Annotated in this window: 14 protein-coding genes and 1 riboswitch; of the genes, 2 read left to right on the top strand and 12 right to left on the bottom strand. The window is 27.4% G+C overall.

The features are described from left to right. Nucleotides 1-5: 5 nt before the first annotated feature. The 10 genes from Q3287_RS18030 to Q3287_RS17985 form a co-directional block, all read right to left on the bottom strand. Nucleotides 6-506, bottom strand: a complete 501-nt coding sequence (locus tag Q3287_RS18030) for a QueT transporter family protein (RefSeq protein ID WP_054276895.1) — start codon at nt 504-506, stop codon at nt 6-8. A gap of 283 nt (nt 507-789) precedes the next feature. Next, nucleotides 790-1,098: a hypothetical protein gene (locus tag Q3287_RS18025; RefSeq protein WP_054270563.1), complete on the bottom strand. Its 309-nt coding sequence runs from the start codon at nt 1,096-1,098 to the stop codon at nt 790-792. Nucleotides 1,099-1,238: 140 nt separating this feature from the next. After that, nucleotides 1,239-3,503, bottom strand: a complete 2,265-nt coding sequence (locus Q3287_RS18020) for a xanthine dehydrogenase family protein molybdopterin-binding subunit (protein WP_407964584.1) — start codon at nt 3,501-3,503, stop codon at nt 1,239-1,241. 3 nt (nt 3,504-3,506) lie between these two features. After that, the gene (locus Q3287_RS18015) at nt 3,507-3,956 is read right to left on the bottom strand and encodes a (2Fe-2S)-binding protein (RefSeq protein ID WP_054270565.1); all 450 of its coding nucleotides are present in this window, start codon (nt 3,954-3,956) and stop codon (nt 3,507-3,509) included. Continuing rightward, a complete protein-coding gene (locus Q3287_RS18010) occupies nt 3,956-4,744 on the bottom strand; it encodes an FAD binding domain-containing protein (RefSeq protein WP_407964583.1) in 789 nt (262 codons plus the stop codon). The genes Q3287_RS18015 and Q3287_RS18010 overlap by 1 nt, the downstream gene beginning before the upstream one ends. Before the next feature lie 192 nt (nt 4,745-4,936). Beyond that, nucleotides 4,937-6,205, bottom strand: coding sequence for a sodium:proton antiporter (locus tag Q3287_RS18005; RefSeq protein ID WP_054270567.1), 1,269 nt, complete (start codon nt 6,203-6,205; stop codon nt 4,937-4,939). A gap of 346 nt (nt 6,206-6,551) precedes the next feature. Next, nucleotides 6,552-6,713 carry a hypothetical protein gene (locus Q3287_RS18000; RefSeq protein ID WP_054276899.1) on the bottom strand — a complete coding sequence of 54 codons (162 nt, stop codon included), beginning with the start codon at nt 6,711-6,713 and terminating at the stop codon, nt 6,552-6,554. Between the two features lie 148 nt (nt 6,714-6,861). Then, on the bottom strand, nt 6,862-7,944 hold the full coding sequence (locus tag Q3287_RS17995; RefSeq protein ID WP_074179659.1) for a lysylphosphatidylglycerol synthase transmembrane domain-containing protein: 1,083 nt from the start codon (nt 7,942-7,944) through the stop codon (nt 6,862-6,864). A gap of 103 nt (nt 7,945-8,047) precedes the next feature. After that, a complete protein-coding gene (locus Q3287_RS17990) occupies nt 8,048-9,643 on the bottom strand; it encodes a putative ABC transporter permease subunit (RefSeq protein WP_407964582.1) in 1,596 nt (531 codons plus the stop codon). Nucleotides 9,644-9,689: 46 nt separating this feature from the next. Beyond that, on the bottom strand, nt 9,690-10,397 hold the full coding sequence (locus tag Q3287_RS17985; protein ID WP_054270571.1) for an ABC transporter ATP-binding protein: 708 nt from the start codon (nt 10,395-10,397) through the stop codon (nt 9,690-9,692). A 254-nt stretch (nt 10,398-10,651) separates the two neighbouring features. On the opposite strand from Q3287_RS17985, the gene Q3287_RS17980 reads away from it, so the two are divergent. Then, a complete protein-coding gene (locus Q3287_RS17980; RefSeq protein ID WP_054270572.1) occupies nt 10,652-11,797 on the top strand; it encodes a DEAD/DEAH box helicase in 1,146 nt (381 codons plus the stop codon). Nucleotides 11,798-11,891: 94 nt separating this feature from the next. Here Q3287_RS17980 and Q3287_RS17975 read toward each other — a convergent pair whose 3' ends face one another. After that, nucleotides 11,892-13,268 carry an NCS2 family permease gene (locus Q3287_RS17975; protein WP_054270573.1) on the bottom strand — a complete coding sequence of 459 codons (1,377 nt, stop codon included), beginning with the start codon at nt 13,266-13,268 and terminating at the stop codon, nt 11,892-11,894. 93 nt (nt 13,269-13,361) lie between these two features. Then, nucleotides 13,362-13,464: riboswitch (purine riboswitch) on the bottom strand. A gap of 387 nt (nt 13,465-13,851) precedes the next feature. Between Q3287_RS17975 and Q3287_RS17970 the strand changes: the two genes are divergently transcribed. Then, on the top strand, nt 13,852-15,246 hold the full coding sequence (locus Q3287_RS17970; protein WP_407964581.1) for an SLC13 family permease: 1,395 nt from the start codon (nt 13,852-13,854) through the stop codon (nt 15,244-15,246). 123 nt (nt 15,247-15,369) lie between these two features. Here Q3287_RS17970 and fsa read toward each other — a convergent pair whose 3' ends face one another. Then, nucleotides 15,370-16,044: a fructose-6-phosphate aldolase gene (gene fsa, locus Q3287_RS17965; protein ID WP_054276903.1), complete on the bottom strand. Its 675-nt coding sequence runs from the start codon at nt 16,042-16,044 to the stop codon at nt 15,370-15,372. Between the last annotated feature and the right edge of the window lie 96 nt (nt 16,045-16,140).

Here is a 16,140-nt window from a genome sequence, read left to right as displayed (position 1 = left end):
ATTTTTTAAAATTTAATATCGATGACATTCTTGTATTTTTTCATTAAGAAACTGAAAAATGGTACTCCAACCACTGTCACAACCACAAATTCTCCAAAACCTACCTGTATCATAGATAAAATCAAAGGAAGTCCAAAAAATATGTTTAACATCAATCCAACTACAACTGCATTTACGATAGTTGGCCATATAGAAGCTATAATCAGTGTGCCTTTACTTTGTCCACCTATCTTTCTAGTAAAATAAATCAAACTCCCACTTATAAATGTAGCTAATGTCCCAAATACTATATCAGGTACACCATATGGTCCTATAACATTTGCTAAAAAACATCCTAATGTAAGACCTACTATGTATCCTTTATCTAAAAATGCTAAGAGCATCATAATCTCTGCTATTCTAAATTGTATTGGTCCATAACTTATAAATCCCAATGACAGAGTTAAAACAGCATAAATTGCTGTAACAACCGCTGTTAATGCTATATTAATACTCTTTCTTCTCATATCTGTCTCCTAGTAAAAATTTTATTGCTAAAAATTAATAATATAACTTTATTTTATACAAATTCTATAAACTTAAACAGTTATTTTATATAAACAAATTATTTTAACGAACTATTTTATTAATTCAATTTATATTATACAATATGATACATATAAACTCAAATATCTATATTTTAAATATATGTTATAATTATCGTATACAAATTCAAATTTAATTTTCTATTATTCTATAAAAACATTAAAAAAGAGCCTTAAAATTAGGCTCTAATAATTTATGTCAAAATCAATGAACTCTGCTATCTTTTAATTTAGATAATATCATCCAAGTACCTATGCAATCAATTTCTAGTTGTTTTTCTATCTCATCATACAACATTTCTTGATATGATGTATTTAAAACTACATTTTCAACAAGTTTAGAAATTTCCTCTTCTGCAAAGTCAATTTCTATTTGATTTTGTTTTTCTTTAAAGAACACTCTTACTTTTCTCTGACTTATCGAACGACCCTCAAAGCTGACTAAACATTCTAAAATGTTTTTATCTCCTCTAAAATTATTTACTGCTCTTATGTTATTTAGATTTCCAGCCAAAACATCATCCCCTTAGTTAATTTTATATTTTATAAGTAAAATTCATAATATTATAATAACTACTTATTAAATATCTTTCAACAGGTATGACATAACTGGTTGTTTAACATGTAAAACTAGTCTAAAATCTTCATAAATAATTATTTATTCATTGCCATGAATACTTTTTCAGGTGTAATAGGAAGTGTATTTATTCTCACACCAACCCCATTAAATACAGCTTCTTGTACAGCTGGCAAAGGTGTATTTATAACAACTTCTCCAACTGACTTAGCACCAAATGGCCCTGTTGGTTCATAAGTTTCAACAAAATCTACTTCTACTTTTCCAATATCACATCTAGCCGGAATCTTATATTGCATAAATGTATTCGTATCCATACTACCTTTTTCTGTGTATCTAACTTCTTCAAATAAGGCCATTCCAATCCCTTGAACAATTCCACCTTCAACTTGTATCTTAGCTAGATTTTTATTTATAACTGTTCCACAGTCTACTATAGCCACATAATTTACTAAATCAACCTTCCCAGTTTCTTTATCTATTTCAGTTTCTGCAAAACCAGCTATAAAAGGTGGTGGTGATACTGGACTACCATGAGAAGCAAGACCTATCAATTGATTAGTGTCAGGCCCAATTGTAGAATCCACTGCTATATCAAATAATAATGTGCTACCTTTTTTACTAGTTAAGTTTACACCATCAAATTCTACTTCATCTATATCAACACCTAGTTTAGTAGCTCCAGCAGAAATTATTTTTGCTCTTAAGTCTTGAGCAGCTTTAACTACTGCCATACCTGTTACATAAGTAGTACTTGAAGCATATGAACCTGGGTCATATGGAACTAAGTCAGTATCAGCCGATATGACTGTTATATTTTCGATACTCGTTTCAAGTACTTCAGCAGCCATTTGGGCTAGGATTGTGTCACTTCCTGTACCCATATCAGTAGAACCTATCATAAGTGTATAATCTCCACAGTCATTCAATTTAATTTCAGCTGAAGACTTGTCAAGACCTTGTATACCAGAACCTTGCATAGTAATTCCCATACCAACACTTCTAATCTTTCCATTCTCAAGATGTTTACAAGGATATTTTTCATCCCATCCAATAAGCTCTTTACCCTTATTTATACATTTTACTAAATCCACACTATTTAAAGTTTTTCCATATGCAAATGTAGTCTCACCTTGTGTTACTACGTTTTTTAACCTTAAATCTGTTGGGTCCATTTTTAATTTATCAGCAAGCATATTTATAGTTGATTCAACAGCAAAACATCCTTGAGAAGCTCCATAACCTCTAAGTGCTCCTGCTGGCATTTTATTAGTATATACTACATCTGCAATGAATCTTGTTGCTTCAACTTTATTATACATTGGTAAAGTTTTTTCTCCAACCAAACCAATAGTTGTAGAGGCATGCTCTCCATATGCACCTGTATCAGAAAGTGCATTTATATCTATAGCTTTTATTATTCCATCATTAGTAGCACCTAGTCTAACCTTCAATCTCATCGCATGTCTACTTGTTGAACAATTAAAAGTTTCTTTTCTATCATAAATTATTTTAGCTGGTTTACCTGTTTTTAAAGTTACAATTGCCGAGAAAATCTCCACACATGCAGTTTGTTTTCCGCCAAATCCACCACCAATTCTAGGTTTTATGACTCTAATTTTACTAGCTGGTAGCTCTAATGCACGAGACAAATGTCTTTTAACGTGAAATGGTATTTGAGTTGAACTTACTACAACCAATCTACCAGTGTGGTCTAAATAATTGTATGCTCTATATGTCTCCATCATTGCGTGCGCTTGTGCTTGAGTATAATAAGTTTCTTCAATTACTATATCACAATTACTTAGTACTTTGTCCATATCACCTTTAGTATAATCATGATGTGATACTATATTATTTTCTCTCTGCATACCTATGTCAAAGTTACAATGTCTATCCTCATCATGAACTACAACTTTATTCCCTATTGCTTTTTCAAAATCCAAAACAGGAGTAAGTACTTCATACTTTACCTTGATAAGATTCATTGCCTTAATTGCTGTTTTTTCATCCACAGCAGCAACTATAGCTACTTCATCACCTACATACCTAACAACATCTTCAAGAATTAATCTATCATATGGAGATGGTTCTGGATATGTTTGACCAGCAAGTGTAAATCTAGATTTTGGTACATCTTTATATGTTAAAACACATTCAACACCATCAACCATTTCTGCCTTTGATGTATCTATATCTTTTATTTTTGCATAAGCATGAGGACTTCTAAGTATCTTTACCACCAAAGCATCTTTTGCTGATAAATCATCTGTATACACAGGTTTACCTGTTGTAATACTCATTCCATCTATTTTTTTGATTCCTTTTCCAACTATATTCATGTTCTACTTTACCTCCAGATAAGTTTTGATAGCTCTTAACTGTCCCATATATCCTGTACATCTGCATAGATTTCCTGTCAGATAGTGTTTTATTTCTTCATCTGTAGGATTTTCAAGCTCATCTTTCATTGCAAGTACAGTAAGTATAAAACCAGGAGAACAGAATCCGCACTGCTCAGCACCTTCTTTTACCAAAACTTCGCTAAACTCTCTAACTTCATCTTCTAAACCTTCAATTGTAGTTATTTCTTTATTTAAAGCTCTCAATGTCAATGTTGCACAAGATAATGTAGGTTTCTTATCAATTAAAACTGTACAGAGACCACAACATCCTGTGTCACAACCTCTTTTTACACTTAAATTGCCAACTTTCCTTAAAGTGTCAACTAAATATTCTTCTGGCTCTATATCTACACTTTTTTTCTTTCCATTTATATTAAGTTTCACTAACATTAAATAACCTCCATTATAGCTCTTTTTAAAAGTACTTTACTCATAGCTTTTCTATAATCCCTAGATGCTCTCATATTAGAACCAAAAGTTAATTCTTCTGACGCAATTTCTATTGCTTTATCTATATTAACTTCATTAACTTCATTATTAGATAGGAATTCACTAGCTTGTTTCGCAATCGTAGCTTTTTGAGGTCTTGCACCTACACACAATTTAAATTTTCCCATGTGTTTTGATACAGATACATTTAGGAGAGGATAATCACTCTTTGCATTTCTTAGTGATTTATAAGAAGCATTTTTATTTGTTTTCTTTATATATACCTTAATTAGTAAATCTTTCTCATAATCTCTATTAAGAAACTCTTCAAGACTAATCCTTCCAGCTTTATATAATTCTACTTCTGTGTCTAATGAAAGCAATGCTACTATCAAGTCAGAAAAACCATATTTAGAAAATACTGTAGCTCCAACCGTTACTACATTTCTAAACTGAATTCCTATTATATCTTTAACTGAATCTTCTATTATATCTCCAAAATTTTTTTTGACTATTTGACTTGTCTCTAAAGTTCTAAAAGTAGTCATAGAGCCAATCTCAATATAATCTTCATCTTCTTTTATATAGTCTAAGTTTAAATTAGATAATTCTATCCCTGTACTTATTCTTTTTTTCCCCATTCTTAAAAAAGCACTTCCACCAATCACTTGATTAGTTTTTCTTTTATTTAAAATTGAGTACGCTTCTTCTACTGTATCTGGCTGTACAATATCCATAACCGTAAACATAAATTTCCTCCCTTATTTGCTATTCTTATTTTAAATACAACTAATTATATCATAGCTTCAACAAATTTTGATAATAAATATATCCAATATGTAAATTCTGTAAATTACTTCTACATAAAAAATGACTATTTCAACAATTATCATTAGATAATTTTAAAATAGCCATTATTATGTATTATTTAAAGTGAAATTTTAAAAAGTTGATACTTTTTCACTTATATTTATCACTTCTTCTTCTAATAATCCAAGTTTTTTAGCTACCAATTTTGTAGTACTTCCTTGTATTACTAATGTGATTAGTATAGTCATAAATACTACTGATGAAATTACTTCGTATCCAGGAACTTTCATTGCTGAAATGATACCACAAAGTGCAGCTGGTATTACTCCAGTTTCCCTTACCCACATCATAAATAACATTTCATTTTTACTCCATTTTGCTTCTCTATCCACAAGTGTACAAACTAAAACACAAAGTGGTCTTGCTATAAACATTAATACTAGTACTGTAATTACAGATGGTACAAAATATTGGCCTAATTGAGCTAAATTAACTTGGCTACCTAATATTATAAATATTGCCATACGACAAATAGTACCTAAAGTTTCAGCAACATAGAAATCTGCATCATAAGATTTTTGACTTAACCAAATTCTAAAGTTTTTCTTATTACCAGTTATTATACCTACAATAAAGCAAGACATGTATCCACTTCCACCTAATTTTGTAGATAATTCATATGCAACAACAACTGAAATAACAGATATTATTGGTGCAAAATCTTTGAATATTCCATATGGTTTATCATTAACCAATTTCAAAAGCAGTATTCCTGTAATTAAACCAATAACAACTCCGACAATAACCATTGTCCCTAATTCATAAATATTTTCACTTAATGAAAATTTATTTGATAAAATTACAGCTAACACTGCTGATGTTAATATAGCTCCTGTTGCATCATTAAAAGCTGATTCACTTATTACAGTTTGTTTTACTCTATCCTTTATTTTTACTTGATTAAATATAGGTACAAGAGTAGCTGGGTCTGTTGATGCTATTATAGTTCCTGCTAGTAAAGCAGTCATTGCACTTATTCCAAAAGCAAAGCTTATTACTTGTTGCATTATAAAAGCAGATATCACAACTCCTAAAGTAGCTAGTAAGAATACAGATATCTTTACATTTCTCAACACTTTTAAACTTATTTCTTTTCCACCTAAGTATAAGATAAATGCAGAACCAAATGTAAGTATTAATTGATTTTCTATTTGAAATCCGCGAATATCTATAAATTTTAAAAATGATGGTCCTATTAGAATTCCTACAAGTAAAAATAGTACAACATCAGGAACTTTCAATATTTCGCTAAGCTTGCTACAAATTATTCCAGTTATACTTACAACAGCAAAAATCACCAATAAATTATTACTGGCAATTGTGTGTATAGATGATTCCATGTCAGTCTCTCCTCCCAATATGCATGCATTATATGACATACTCATTTATTCGTTTTACTATATAATTATAGCACACAAATAAATGTTATCAATCATATTTTTTCCTTCCTGCAACTTAACCTTCATTTTTGATAATTAAATAACACTTCTATAATTTTAATATTTTTTACCAGTTATTAAAAGGTTGATTTTGTCAAGTTTATAATATATATATATTAATACTATCTATACATATATCTTTTTTAGATATTTTTCGACTTTTTTTCTTATTAAAATAACTTTAAATTTAACAATAAAACATTTCATTATATATTTTTTTTAAAACGTACTATTTTCAACATTTTCATTAACTTGGTTTATTCGTTTTTTTCTTATCTATCCTATATCCAAGCATACTTCCTATATTTTTACTTGGATGTAATTCTTCAGCAATTTCAAGCTTGTTATGAAGATTTTTTTTCGTACTAAAAATATTACTTCTATTTTCATCTTTTTTATCTTTTTTCATATTTTATCCTTTCAAAACAATATAAATTTTTCTATTTATTACTTATTATTTCAAATTTCTATAGTTTTAATCAAAAAAGGGAAATTTCTCAATATAATATAGCTTATTTAACACTATATTCGTATCTAGAATTTCCCTAATTATTTTACTAATTAAATTTTTCAATAACTTCCTCTAAATTAGAACTTACTTCTTCTTCTTTTTTCCAATTATTTAAGGTATAATGTGTCCTAAACGTAAACATCCCCGAAATTATTAATATAAAATAGTATACAAATCCACTATATAATAGTACTGAATACCCTAATAACTCTTTGGGAATTATTTTTGAAAACATAGTAAAGAATGTAACTTCATTCGCTCCAACATTTCCTGGTGTTGGTACTGGCGATATTGCCATATACAAAAACACTTGTAGTGTCATTATATGTATGTATGATACTCCTTTTAGATTTGAAGCTTTATACACACAATAGACTATACTAAAATACGCTATTAGTTGCAACACAGTAAGTAATATACTTAAAACTAAAACTCTCACATTTTTAATAAATATTTTTATAGAGTAATTATAATCATCAATATAATGATTTACTCTATCACGTTTTGAATCTAAGAATTTAAATGTCTTAAATTTAGATAAAAAATTAATCAAAATTTCTGCTACCATTTTTACTTGTTTTGGACTAAATACTATTAGTAGTCCACCTAACAACATACTTACATTCATAATCATCCCGACCGTTATCAAAACTCTAACAGAATGTATTTGTTGCATTAATAATGGCTTATTTAGTAAAATTAAAATTCCACAAAACATGGTAACTGTACTTTGAAATACCACTGTCTTGTTAGTAACTATAGCTACTGATTTGCTAAGACTCACATCATATTTTGTAAGTGCATATATTTGCATTGGTTGACTCCCAGATGCAAATGGAGTAACTAAGTTATAGTAAAATCCCATCGTAGCCATTTTAATACCAATAAATTTTACTTTTGTCTTCTGAACTGCATTTATTATCAAATGAGTTACAATAGCTTCAATTAGCATATATACTAGTATTATTAATATCCCAAAGAATATATAAGCCTTATTTACCATCCTTATAATTTTAGGTATCATTTTTATATCTAAAGTGGTTAACACTAAATAAGTAGTAATACATATCAAAAATAGCAAAAATCCATATTGAATAAAATCTTTTTCTTTTTTGGATAGTTTTCTCATTTATTTTCTCCTAAATTTTTTCATATCACTATATCATAGTATACTACTTAACATATTCTTTGCAATACTAAAAAAAATAAGTCTCTATTTGGCACAAATACATCTATAAACTTTTAAAGATTTTTATTCCTTTAGTAGAAATAATTCTCCATATCATAAAATCTAGTATTAATGTAAGCACACTTGCTAAAACAATATACATATTTAAAAATGAAATTCCCATTAATATATATATACCTCCAAGTACAACTATATATATTAAGGATGCTAACATTGTAACTATCATACTTGCACTTCTCTTTACAACTGCAACTTCATTTTTCCAATCAAGATTTGGATATAATAAATTTGTTAATAACCCCATCAAAGCTACAAACATTGAAAAAGTTGTAAGTAAACAAATTGATACAATAATAAATTGGACTTCAAAATCTAATTTTATAGACACTAATATCAAACATAAAATAGATAATGATGCATTCAATAAAAAATTCATCAATATTTTTGACCAGAATATTTCTTTCTCATCTATTGGAGAAGATTTTAATATCCATAAATTTTTTCCTTCAAAAGAAATCGAACAATATGTTGTACAATTCATTACCATTATAAAGAAGAACACACCTAATAACTGTATTTTTATGATACTAAAATCAATATTCATTTTTAGCAATTCAGCCATTTTATCTGCCCCAAATAGTAATATTAAAATTGTACCTACTATTAGAAATAACAGACCAACAGATGAATTTAAAAAGTAAATGAATGAAGAAGAATATCTTTTAAACTCCTTTTTTAATAGAGCTTTTGATGGTCTTGAAATTTTTTGACTCTTAAACTCATAACTTTTTGACTTATAACTTTCACGCATTTTAGAATTTATATTTTTAAATCTTTTAGCAAATAAAGTTATAAACATAAAAAATGGTATTATTGATATTGATATAAATGCTAAAAAAGAAATTATACTTCCTGTTTTAAGAGCATCAACAAAATAATATGTAGGTGGATATATTTTTCTAATAGTTTCTGAAATAGATACACTATTCTTTAACATTTCAGCTGATATAGAATTCAGTCTTGACATAAATAGAGTATAAAGTAAAAGCAATATTACACTACCTATGATTAATACTAAATTTTTATATTTTATTTTTGATGATATCTGCCCTATAAATAAAAAAATTATTGATGATGCAACTATTGGTAATAGAGGCAAAGCTAAAAATAATAATATTAAATAAGGAAAATAAGCTATACTTACATCAGAATTAAAAAAATAAACTACTGCTGGTATAATCATACATACTGAAGAAAATAAATAGTTTGTTCCAATCAACATCAATATTTTACTTGCTAGTATAGTAGATTCTTTTATAGGTAAACTAGTCAAGAGATCTAAATCTTTTGCTTGAAATAGATATGATGAAGTTTTGTATAATGATGTAACGATGGTTGTTAATGTTGACAGTCCAAACCCAAATATCAGTAACATTTCCATTTGATTTATCTGTTTCAAAATATCAACTAGAGAAAGACTTAAGCTAGTTACATAAAAAATTAGCAACCCTGCTATAATAACAATTGAAAATACCATTCCCATTATTTTTTGTTTTTCTCTTCCATCTGCTTTTTTTAAAGTATTCAATTTAAATTCATTTATTATATTAGTTTTTATTAATATACTTAGATTGTTCATGTTTTATCATTCCTCACTTTAGACACTATATTGTATAAAAAACAATTTATTTTTCTATTAACTCCAAAAAAATACTTTCAAGTGAATTACTTCCTTTAACTTCTTCTGTGCTTCCATAAGCAATTATATTTCCATCCTTTATTATGGCAATCTTATCACAAATTTTTTCGGCAACTTCTAAAACATGTGTTGAGAAAAATATACAACCACCTTTTGCACAGAATTCTTTCATAATCTCTTTCAATATAAACGATGCCTTTGGGTCAAGACCTACAAAAGGTTCATCAAGAATTAAAATTTTTGGATTATGTATTAAAGCTGAAATTATGGCTAATTTTTGTTTCATACCATGTGAATATGAAGATATTAAATCTCCTAATGCTTTATTAAGTTCAAACTTATTCGAATAATATTTTATTAACTCTTCTCTTTTATTTTTATCAACTTCAAATATGTCTGCTATAAAATTAAGATATTGTACACCAGTTAATGATTCATATAAATCCGGATTATCAGGTATATATGCCATTTCTTTTTTACATTCAACAGGTTGTTTTTTTATCGACTTAGAATTTACAAGCACCTCTCCCTCTTCAAAATCGTGTATCCCAACAATTGCCTTAATAGTAGTAGTTTTACCTGCACCATTATGACCTATAAACCCAAAAAGCTCTCCATCATTTACATCAAATGAAATATTATTTACTACTTTCTTATTTTTATATGATTTAGATACATTGATTACCTTTAACATAATTTCCCTCCATATTATAGTTTTGATAGTTGTTATATATAATATATAACAACTATCAAATAATTACAACTTTTATTTGTTTATTTTTAAAGTTTAGAAAATATAAAACCATTAGAAATATGGAAATATAAATTATATTTACTTCTAAATTACACATAATTATAAAAGAATATATAGTTCGATTTGCTTAAACAATGTATAATAAAAAATAGTTGACTATAATAATATTAATGATTAAATAGAAGGAGCAAAACATGAATACATTTGAACAATTAAAAATAAGTTCTACTTTGATAGATGGGCTTAAAAAACAAGACATAACTTCTCCAACAGAAGTTCAGTCACTTGCTATAGAAAATATAATACAAAATAAAGATTTATTGATTAATTCTCAGACTGGAACAGGAAAAACACTGGCATATCTTCTACCTATATGTGAAAAAATTGATACATCAAAAAGAGAGACACAAGCGCTTATACTTGCACCTACACATGAACTAGTAATGCAGATTACAAACCAAGTTGAATTATTAGCTAAAAACTCAGAAATTCCTTTAACTTCTTTAGCTTTAATTGGGGAAGTAAATATACAAAAGCAAATAAAAAACATAAAAACAATAAAACCACATATAGTAATTGGTTCTTGTGGAAGAGTTTTAGACTTAATAAAACAAAAGAAATTAAAATCACATAATATAAAAACTATCGTCTTAGATGAAGTAGACAATCTATTGAATGGAAAAAATATAACTTGTATAGAAGATATAATAAGAACTACATTAAGGGATAGACAGATTATAGGATGTTCTGCAAGCCTTACTGATAATACTATAAAAATTTGTGATAAAATTATGAAAGAATTTGAAATAATAAAAACGAAAGAAAAGTCACAAATAAATCCTAATATAAATCACTCATATTTATTAGGTGAAATAAGGGATAAATTTAATTTTCTTAGAAAAACATTAGCTGCCACAAATCCAAAAAGAGCAATTGTATTTGTAAACAACGAAAAAAATATAGAAGTCCTAGTATCAAAACTAAATTATCATAATTATAAGGCAATTGGAATCTTTGGAAACATGGCAAAAGAAGATAGAAAAAATGCAATAAATAAATTTAAACTTGGAAAAGCAAAAATTTTAATTACAACTGATTTATCTGCTCGTGGACTAGATATAGTAGATGTAAGTCATGTTTTTAATTTAGATTTTCCAAAAAGTAAAAATGAATACTTGCATAGATGCGGCCGAACTGCTAGAGGGAATCGAGATGGTAACACAATCTCAATAATAACAAAACAAGAATTAGATGTGATAAAGGATTTACAAAAAGAATTTAATATAACAATTGTGCCTAAAATTTTACAAAATGGAAAGCTAATAGATACAGTTAAATAATTTAACAAATACAAAAGAGCTGTAATTTCTCATTAAAACATGTTAGAAATTACAGCTCTTTATTTTATTAAATTAATTTTTTAAATAATATTCATTATAAAAGCCAAAGTTTTATTATAAATAATATAGCCAAGACAATCATTACTATAGAAACATGCTTCTTATCTTCTGCTTTTTTAGTTCCAAATATATTGTAAAATACATTTACGAAAACATAAGTTAATATACCTAAAGTTAAACCATCACCTATACTATAAGTTAATGCCATACAAGCAATAGTAACAAATGCTGGAACACCTTCAGTTATATTGTCAAACTCTATATCCTTAACTGTACCAAGCATTAAATATCCAACATATATTAAAGCTGGTGCTGTAGCACATGATGGAATTGCTATAAATACAGGAGAGAAAAACATTGCAGCTAAGAATAAAATCCCAACTGTAACTGCTGTCCATCCAGTTCTTCCACCTGCAATAACTCCTGTTGAACTTTCAACATAAGTTGTAACTGTAGACACTCCAAGTCCTGCACCTACTGTAGTTGCAACTGCGTCTGTAAGTAAAGCTCTTCCTACATTAGGAACATTTCCTTTTTCATCTAGCATGTTTGCTTTAGAACAAACACCTACTAATGTACCAACTGTATCAAAGAAATCAACAAATAAAAATGTGCAAACTACTACTAAAAATCCACCTATATTCGTTGGATGTAATACATATCCTAAATCTATTTTACCTGCTATTGGTGCTAAACTTTCAAATTTAAATACTCCACCAGGTAAATATATCCCTAGTTTTTGTGCATACTCTGGATTCATAAAAGCAAATCCCCAAGCAAGTAATGAACTTACTACTATTCCAAAAAGTATAGAACCTTTAACTCTTTTTTTATCTAATACAGCAATAATTATTAATCCTATACAAGTTATTATTACTGCTGGTGTAAATCTACCCATTTTGATAAGAGTAGCTTGATCTCCGATAACAATTCCGCTATTTACTAAACCTATAAGTGCAATAAATATACCAATACCACCTGTAACAGCTAATTTCATATTTTTTGGTATTGCATTTACAACAGCCTCACGAACTCCACTTACTGATAAAACTATAAAAATAATACCTTCTACAAATACTGCTGTAAGAGCCACTTCCCAAGGAACACCCATTTGTAAAACTACTGTGTATGCAAAAAATGCATTAAGACCCATACCTGATGCCAAAGCAAAAGGAAGATTTGCAACTACACCCATTAAAATACATCCAAATGCTGCTGCTAAACATGTCCCTGTAACAAGTGCACCAGCTGGCATACCTGTCTCAGATAAAATATTTGGATTTACAGCTATTATATAAGCCATAGTTAAAAAAGTAGTTACTCCTGCAATGACTTCTTTTTTCATATCAACATTTTTATTAGTCAAAATTGGAAAAAGTTTCTGCATGGTACTACTGTTTGTTGTTTGCATAACAACACCTCCTATTAAATTTTACAAAAAAACGACACAGTAATTGATAAGCTGAGCCGTATCCTTCATAATTCAGTTAATTAAATATTTAATTAACTAAATAATAGTATACATAGTCAGAATATTTACGGTATTCCGGTAGAAACTTATGACCCATATTGTCAAAATTATATGTTATACAATCCAAAACATTATTTTTTCTTTACGAATATTATTTTAATTTATATAATTAATTTTGTCAATATATACGTATATATTATACTGATTTTGTATTAATATTCGATTATATTAAGTATTAATTTCTCTTATCCCGATTATAATTATATTCTTTACATTTTCGAAAAATATATGATATTTTAATACAATTTATTTATAGTTGAAATATAAAGCTTACTCTAAGATTATATTATAATGAATTGATAAATTTTTTATTTTTAAAAAACAAAGTGAAGAATTTAACTATATGCCATAAAGGGTATTAAAAAATTAAAGTTATTGTAAATCATATAATCAATGAATAATCTTTTGATAAAATGTATTTACCTCCATTATGATATAATAAATTATGGAGGTGAATATAAAAATGGGTATTATTCTTAAGCCAAAAAAATTTTATATGACTATTATAGCTACAATAATTCTGTACTTTTCTCTTAATTACAGTTTTAATATAAAATTTTCTATATGCTTATCTTTTTTAACCATCTTAATTTGGGCTATAGACTCTGTTGAAAAAACTGTAGTTGCATTATTTTTCGTAATTCTAGCATTTATTTTTAACATTGCACCCTTAAATGTAATTTTACAATTTTTATTTACAGAAAATTTTTATATAATAGTCCTTGCCTACATAATTACTAATGCAGTTACAAAGACAGGTGTTGCAAGGATTATTTCTGAAAAATTAATTTTAAATATTGTTAACACTCCTAAAAAAATGATTCTTTTATCATATATTTTAGGTATATTGTTAATATTTTTTATTCCACAACCATTCCCAAGGGTCATTTTGGTATCAGCTTTTTACAAAGAGTTTTTAAAAGAACAAAAAATAACTGAAGATTCAAAATCTATACTTTTATTTAGCATATTTACAGCATCTACCTTTACATCTATGTTTTTTATAAATGGAGATACCCTTTTAAACTACGTTGTATTAGAACTTGGAAACTGTAATATAAATTGGGGTCAATGGGCTTTTTATATGTCTGTTCCAACTATAATTACTTGTTTTGTAACTTATTTTTTATTTATTTTTATTTTTAAAAAAGAATTATCTTCAATAGAATTTGTTTCTAACAAAAATCTTGTTTCTAATAAATTTCAATTTTCATATTCTAATTTTAAAATGGAGTTTAATTTATTGAATAAGGAACAAAAATACACTTTTTTATGCCTAGGAATAATGTTTTTTATGTTTTTGACCCAGTTTATACATAACATAAACACTCTAATCATAATGTCAATTTGTGTAATTCTTTTATTATTAAGAAAAATAATTGGATTCAATACTTTAAAAGAAATAAATTGGAAAGTCCTTATTTTTTTCGTAGCAGCATTTTCAATTGGAGGAGTATTAAAGTACTCTGGAGTTGTAGATATAATGGGAAATTATTTGATAAAGTTTATACCACACTCTTCAGAAATTATTTCAATCTTATTTTTAATAACTCTAACAATAGTATTGAATATATGTCTTGGAAGTGCTGTTACTACATCATCTGTGGTAATACCATTGCTTGGAAGTTTGCACATACTAAAAGAAAATAGCATTACATTATGCCTATTTGTCTATATCATAGTAAGTATACAATACATACTACCATTCCATCACGCAACAATAATGGTTGGACATGGTGAAAATCTGTATAATAGCAAGGTTATTTTTAAGTATGGTTTAACTTTAATTCCTTTAACTTATTTTATAATAATATGTGTGACATTCCCCTGGTGGAGATTCATAGGTTTAGAAATCTAAAAAGATGAAAATATGAATTAACTCAAAATAATAGCTTAAATTATTAAAAATAATTCATATTTTCATCTTTTAATACAAGTCTACTTACATAATTATGCATAAAACCACTTTTTAATTATAATGCTAGATATTATTTGTTTTACTACCTTTTCCAAAAGTATTCTCCCAATCTTCTATAAACTTATCTACACTCCAGTCTGTCAATGGATGATTCATCATAGCCTTACAAATATCGTATGGTACTGTAACACTATGTACTCCATTTTGCATTAATTCTATAACTTGTTGTGCATTTTTAAAACTTGCAGCAAGTACTTTTGTGTCCATTTTATATGTATCTATTATTTTTATAAGCTCTGAAACCATAGATACTCCATCGCCAGATATATTATCAAGTCTATTTACATAAGGCGCAATATAGTTTGCTCCAGCTTTTGCAGCCAAAAAACCTTGATGTGCTGTAAATATTGCAGTAGCAGTTATTTTTATCCCTTTTTTATGAAGGTCTTTTATAGCTCTTAAACCATCTTGTGTTACAGGTATTTTTACATATATGTTTTTTCTCAAACTACTTATATATAATGCCTCTTCTAATATTTCTTCATACTTTTTACTTAACACTTGAGCATGTATAGGCATATCCTCACCTATAATTTCACCAATCTCATTTATGAGTTGCTTAAAATTCTTTTTTTCTTTTGAGACAATACTTGGATTTGTAGTTACACCGTCTATTGGTAAACAAGTACATAATTCCTTAATCTCCTCTACATTACCTGTATCTAAGATTAGTTGCATTAAAATATCCCCCTTTAGTTTTTATTTATTCTTATTATATATTGATTTGGTATTATTTTCAATAATTTTGTTATTGTTTTTTCTTTTTTATTATTG

The sequence above is a fragment of the Clostridioides sp. GD02404 genome (assembly GCF_045898275.1).
Taxonomy (GTDB): domain Bacteria; phylum Bacillota; class Clostridia; order Peptostreptococcales; family Peptostreptococcaceae; genus Clostridioides; species Clostridioides difficile_A.
The sequence above is the reverse complement of the archived record's forward strand: the minus strand, read 5'-3'. Positions and strand labels throughout refer to the sequence as shown.

Coding starts and splice junctions, on each gene's coding strand:
- Q3287_RS18030 (WP_054276895.1), bottom strand. CDS start 506: ATGAGAAGAAAGAGTATTAATATAGCATTAACAGCGGTTGTTACAGCA.
- Q3287_RS18020 (WP_407964584.1), bottom strand. CDS start 3,503: ATGAATATAGTTGGAAAAGGAATCAAAAAAATAGATGGAATGAGTATT.
- Q3287_RS18015 (WP_054270565.1), bottom strand. CDS start 3,956: ATGTTAGTGAAACTTAATATAAATGGAAAGAAAAAAAGTGTAGATATA.
- Q3287_RS18010 (WP_407964583.1), bottom strand. CDS start 4,744: ATGTTTACGGTTATGGATATTGTACAGCCAGATACAGTAGAAGAAGCG.
- Q3287_RS18005 (WP_054270567.1), bottom strand. CDS start 6,205: ATGGAATCATCTATACACACAATTGCCAGTAATAATTTATTGGTGATT.
- Q3287_RS18000 (WP_054276899.1), bottom strand. CDS start 6,713: ATGAAAAAAGATAAAAAAGATGAAAATAGAAGTAATATTTTTAGTACG.
- Q3287_RS17995 (WP_074179659.1), bottom strand. CDS start 7,944: ATGAGAAAACTATCCAAAAAAGAAAAAGATTTTATTCAATATGGATTT.
- Q3287_RS17990 (WP_407964582.1), bottom strand. CDS start 9,643: ATGAACAATCTAAGTATATTAATAAAAACTAATATAATAAATGAATTT.
- Q3287_RS17985 (WP_054270571.1), bottom strand. CDS start 10,397: ATGTTAAAGGTAATCAATGTATCTAAATCATATAAAAATAAGAAAGTA.
- Q3287_RS17980 (WP_054270572.1), top strand. CDS start 10,652: ATGAATACATTTGAACAATTAAAAATAAGTTCTACTTTGATAGATGGG.
- Q3287_RS17975 (WP_054270573.1), bottom strand. CDS start 13,268: ATGCAAACAACAAACAGTAGTACCATGCAGAAACTTTTTCCAATTTTG.
- Q3287_RS17970 (WP_407964581.1), top strand. CDS start 13,852: ATGGGTATTATTCTTAAGCCAAAAAAATTTTATATGACTATTATAGCT.
- fsa (WP_054276903.1), bottom strand. CDS start 16,044: ATGCAACTAATCTTAGATACAGGTAATGTAGAGGAGATTAAGGAATTA.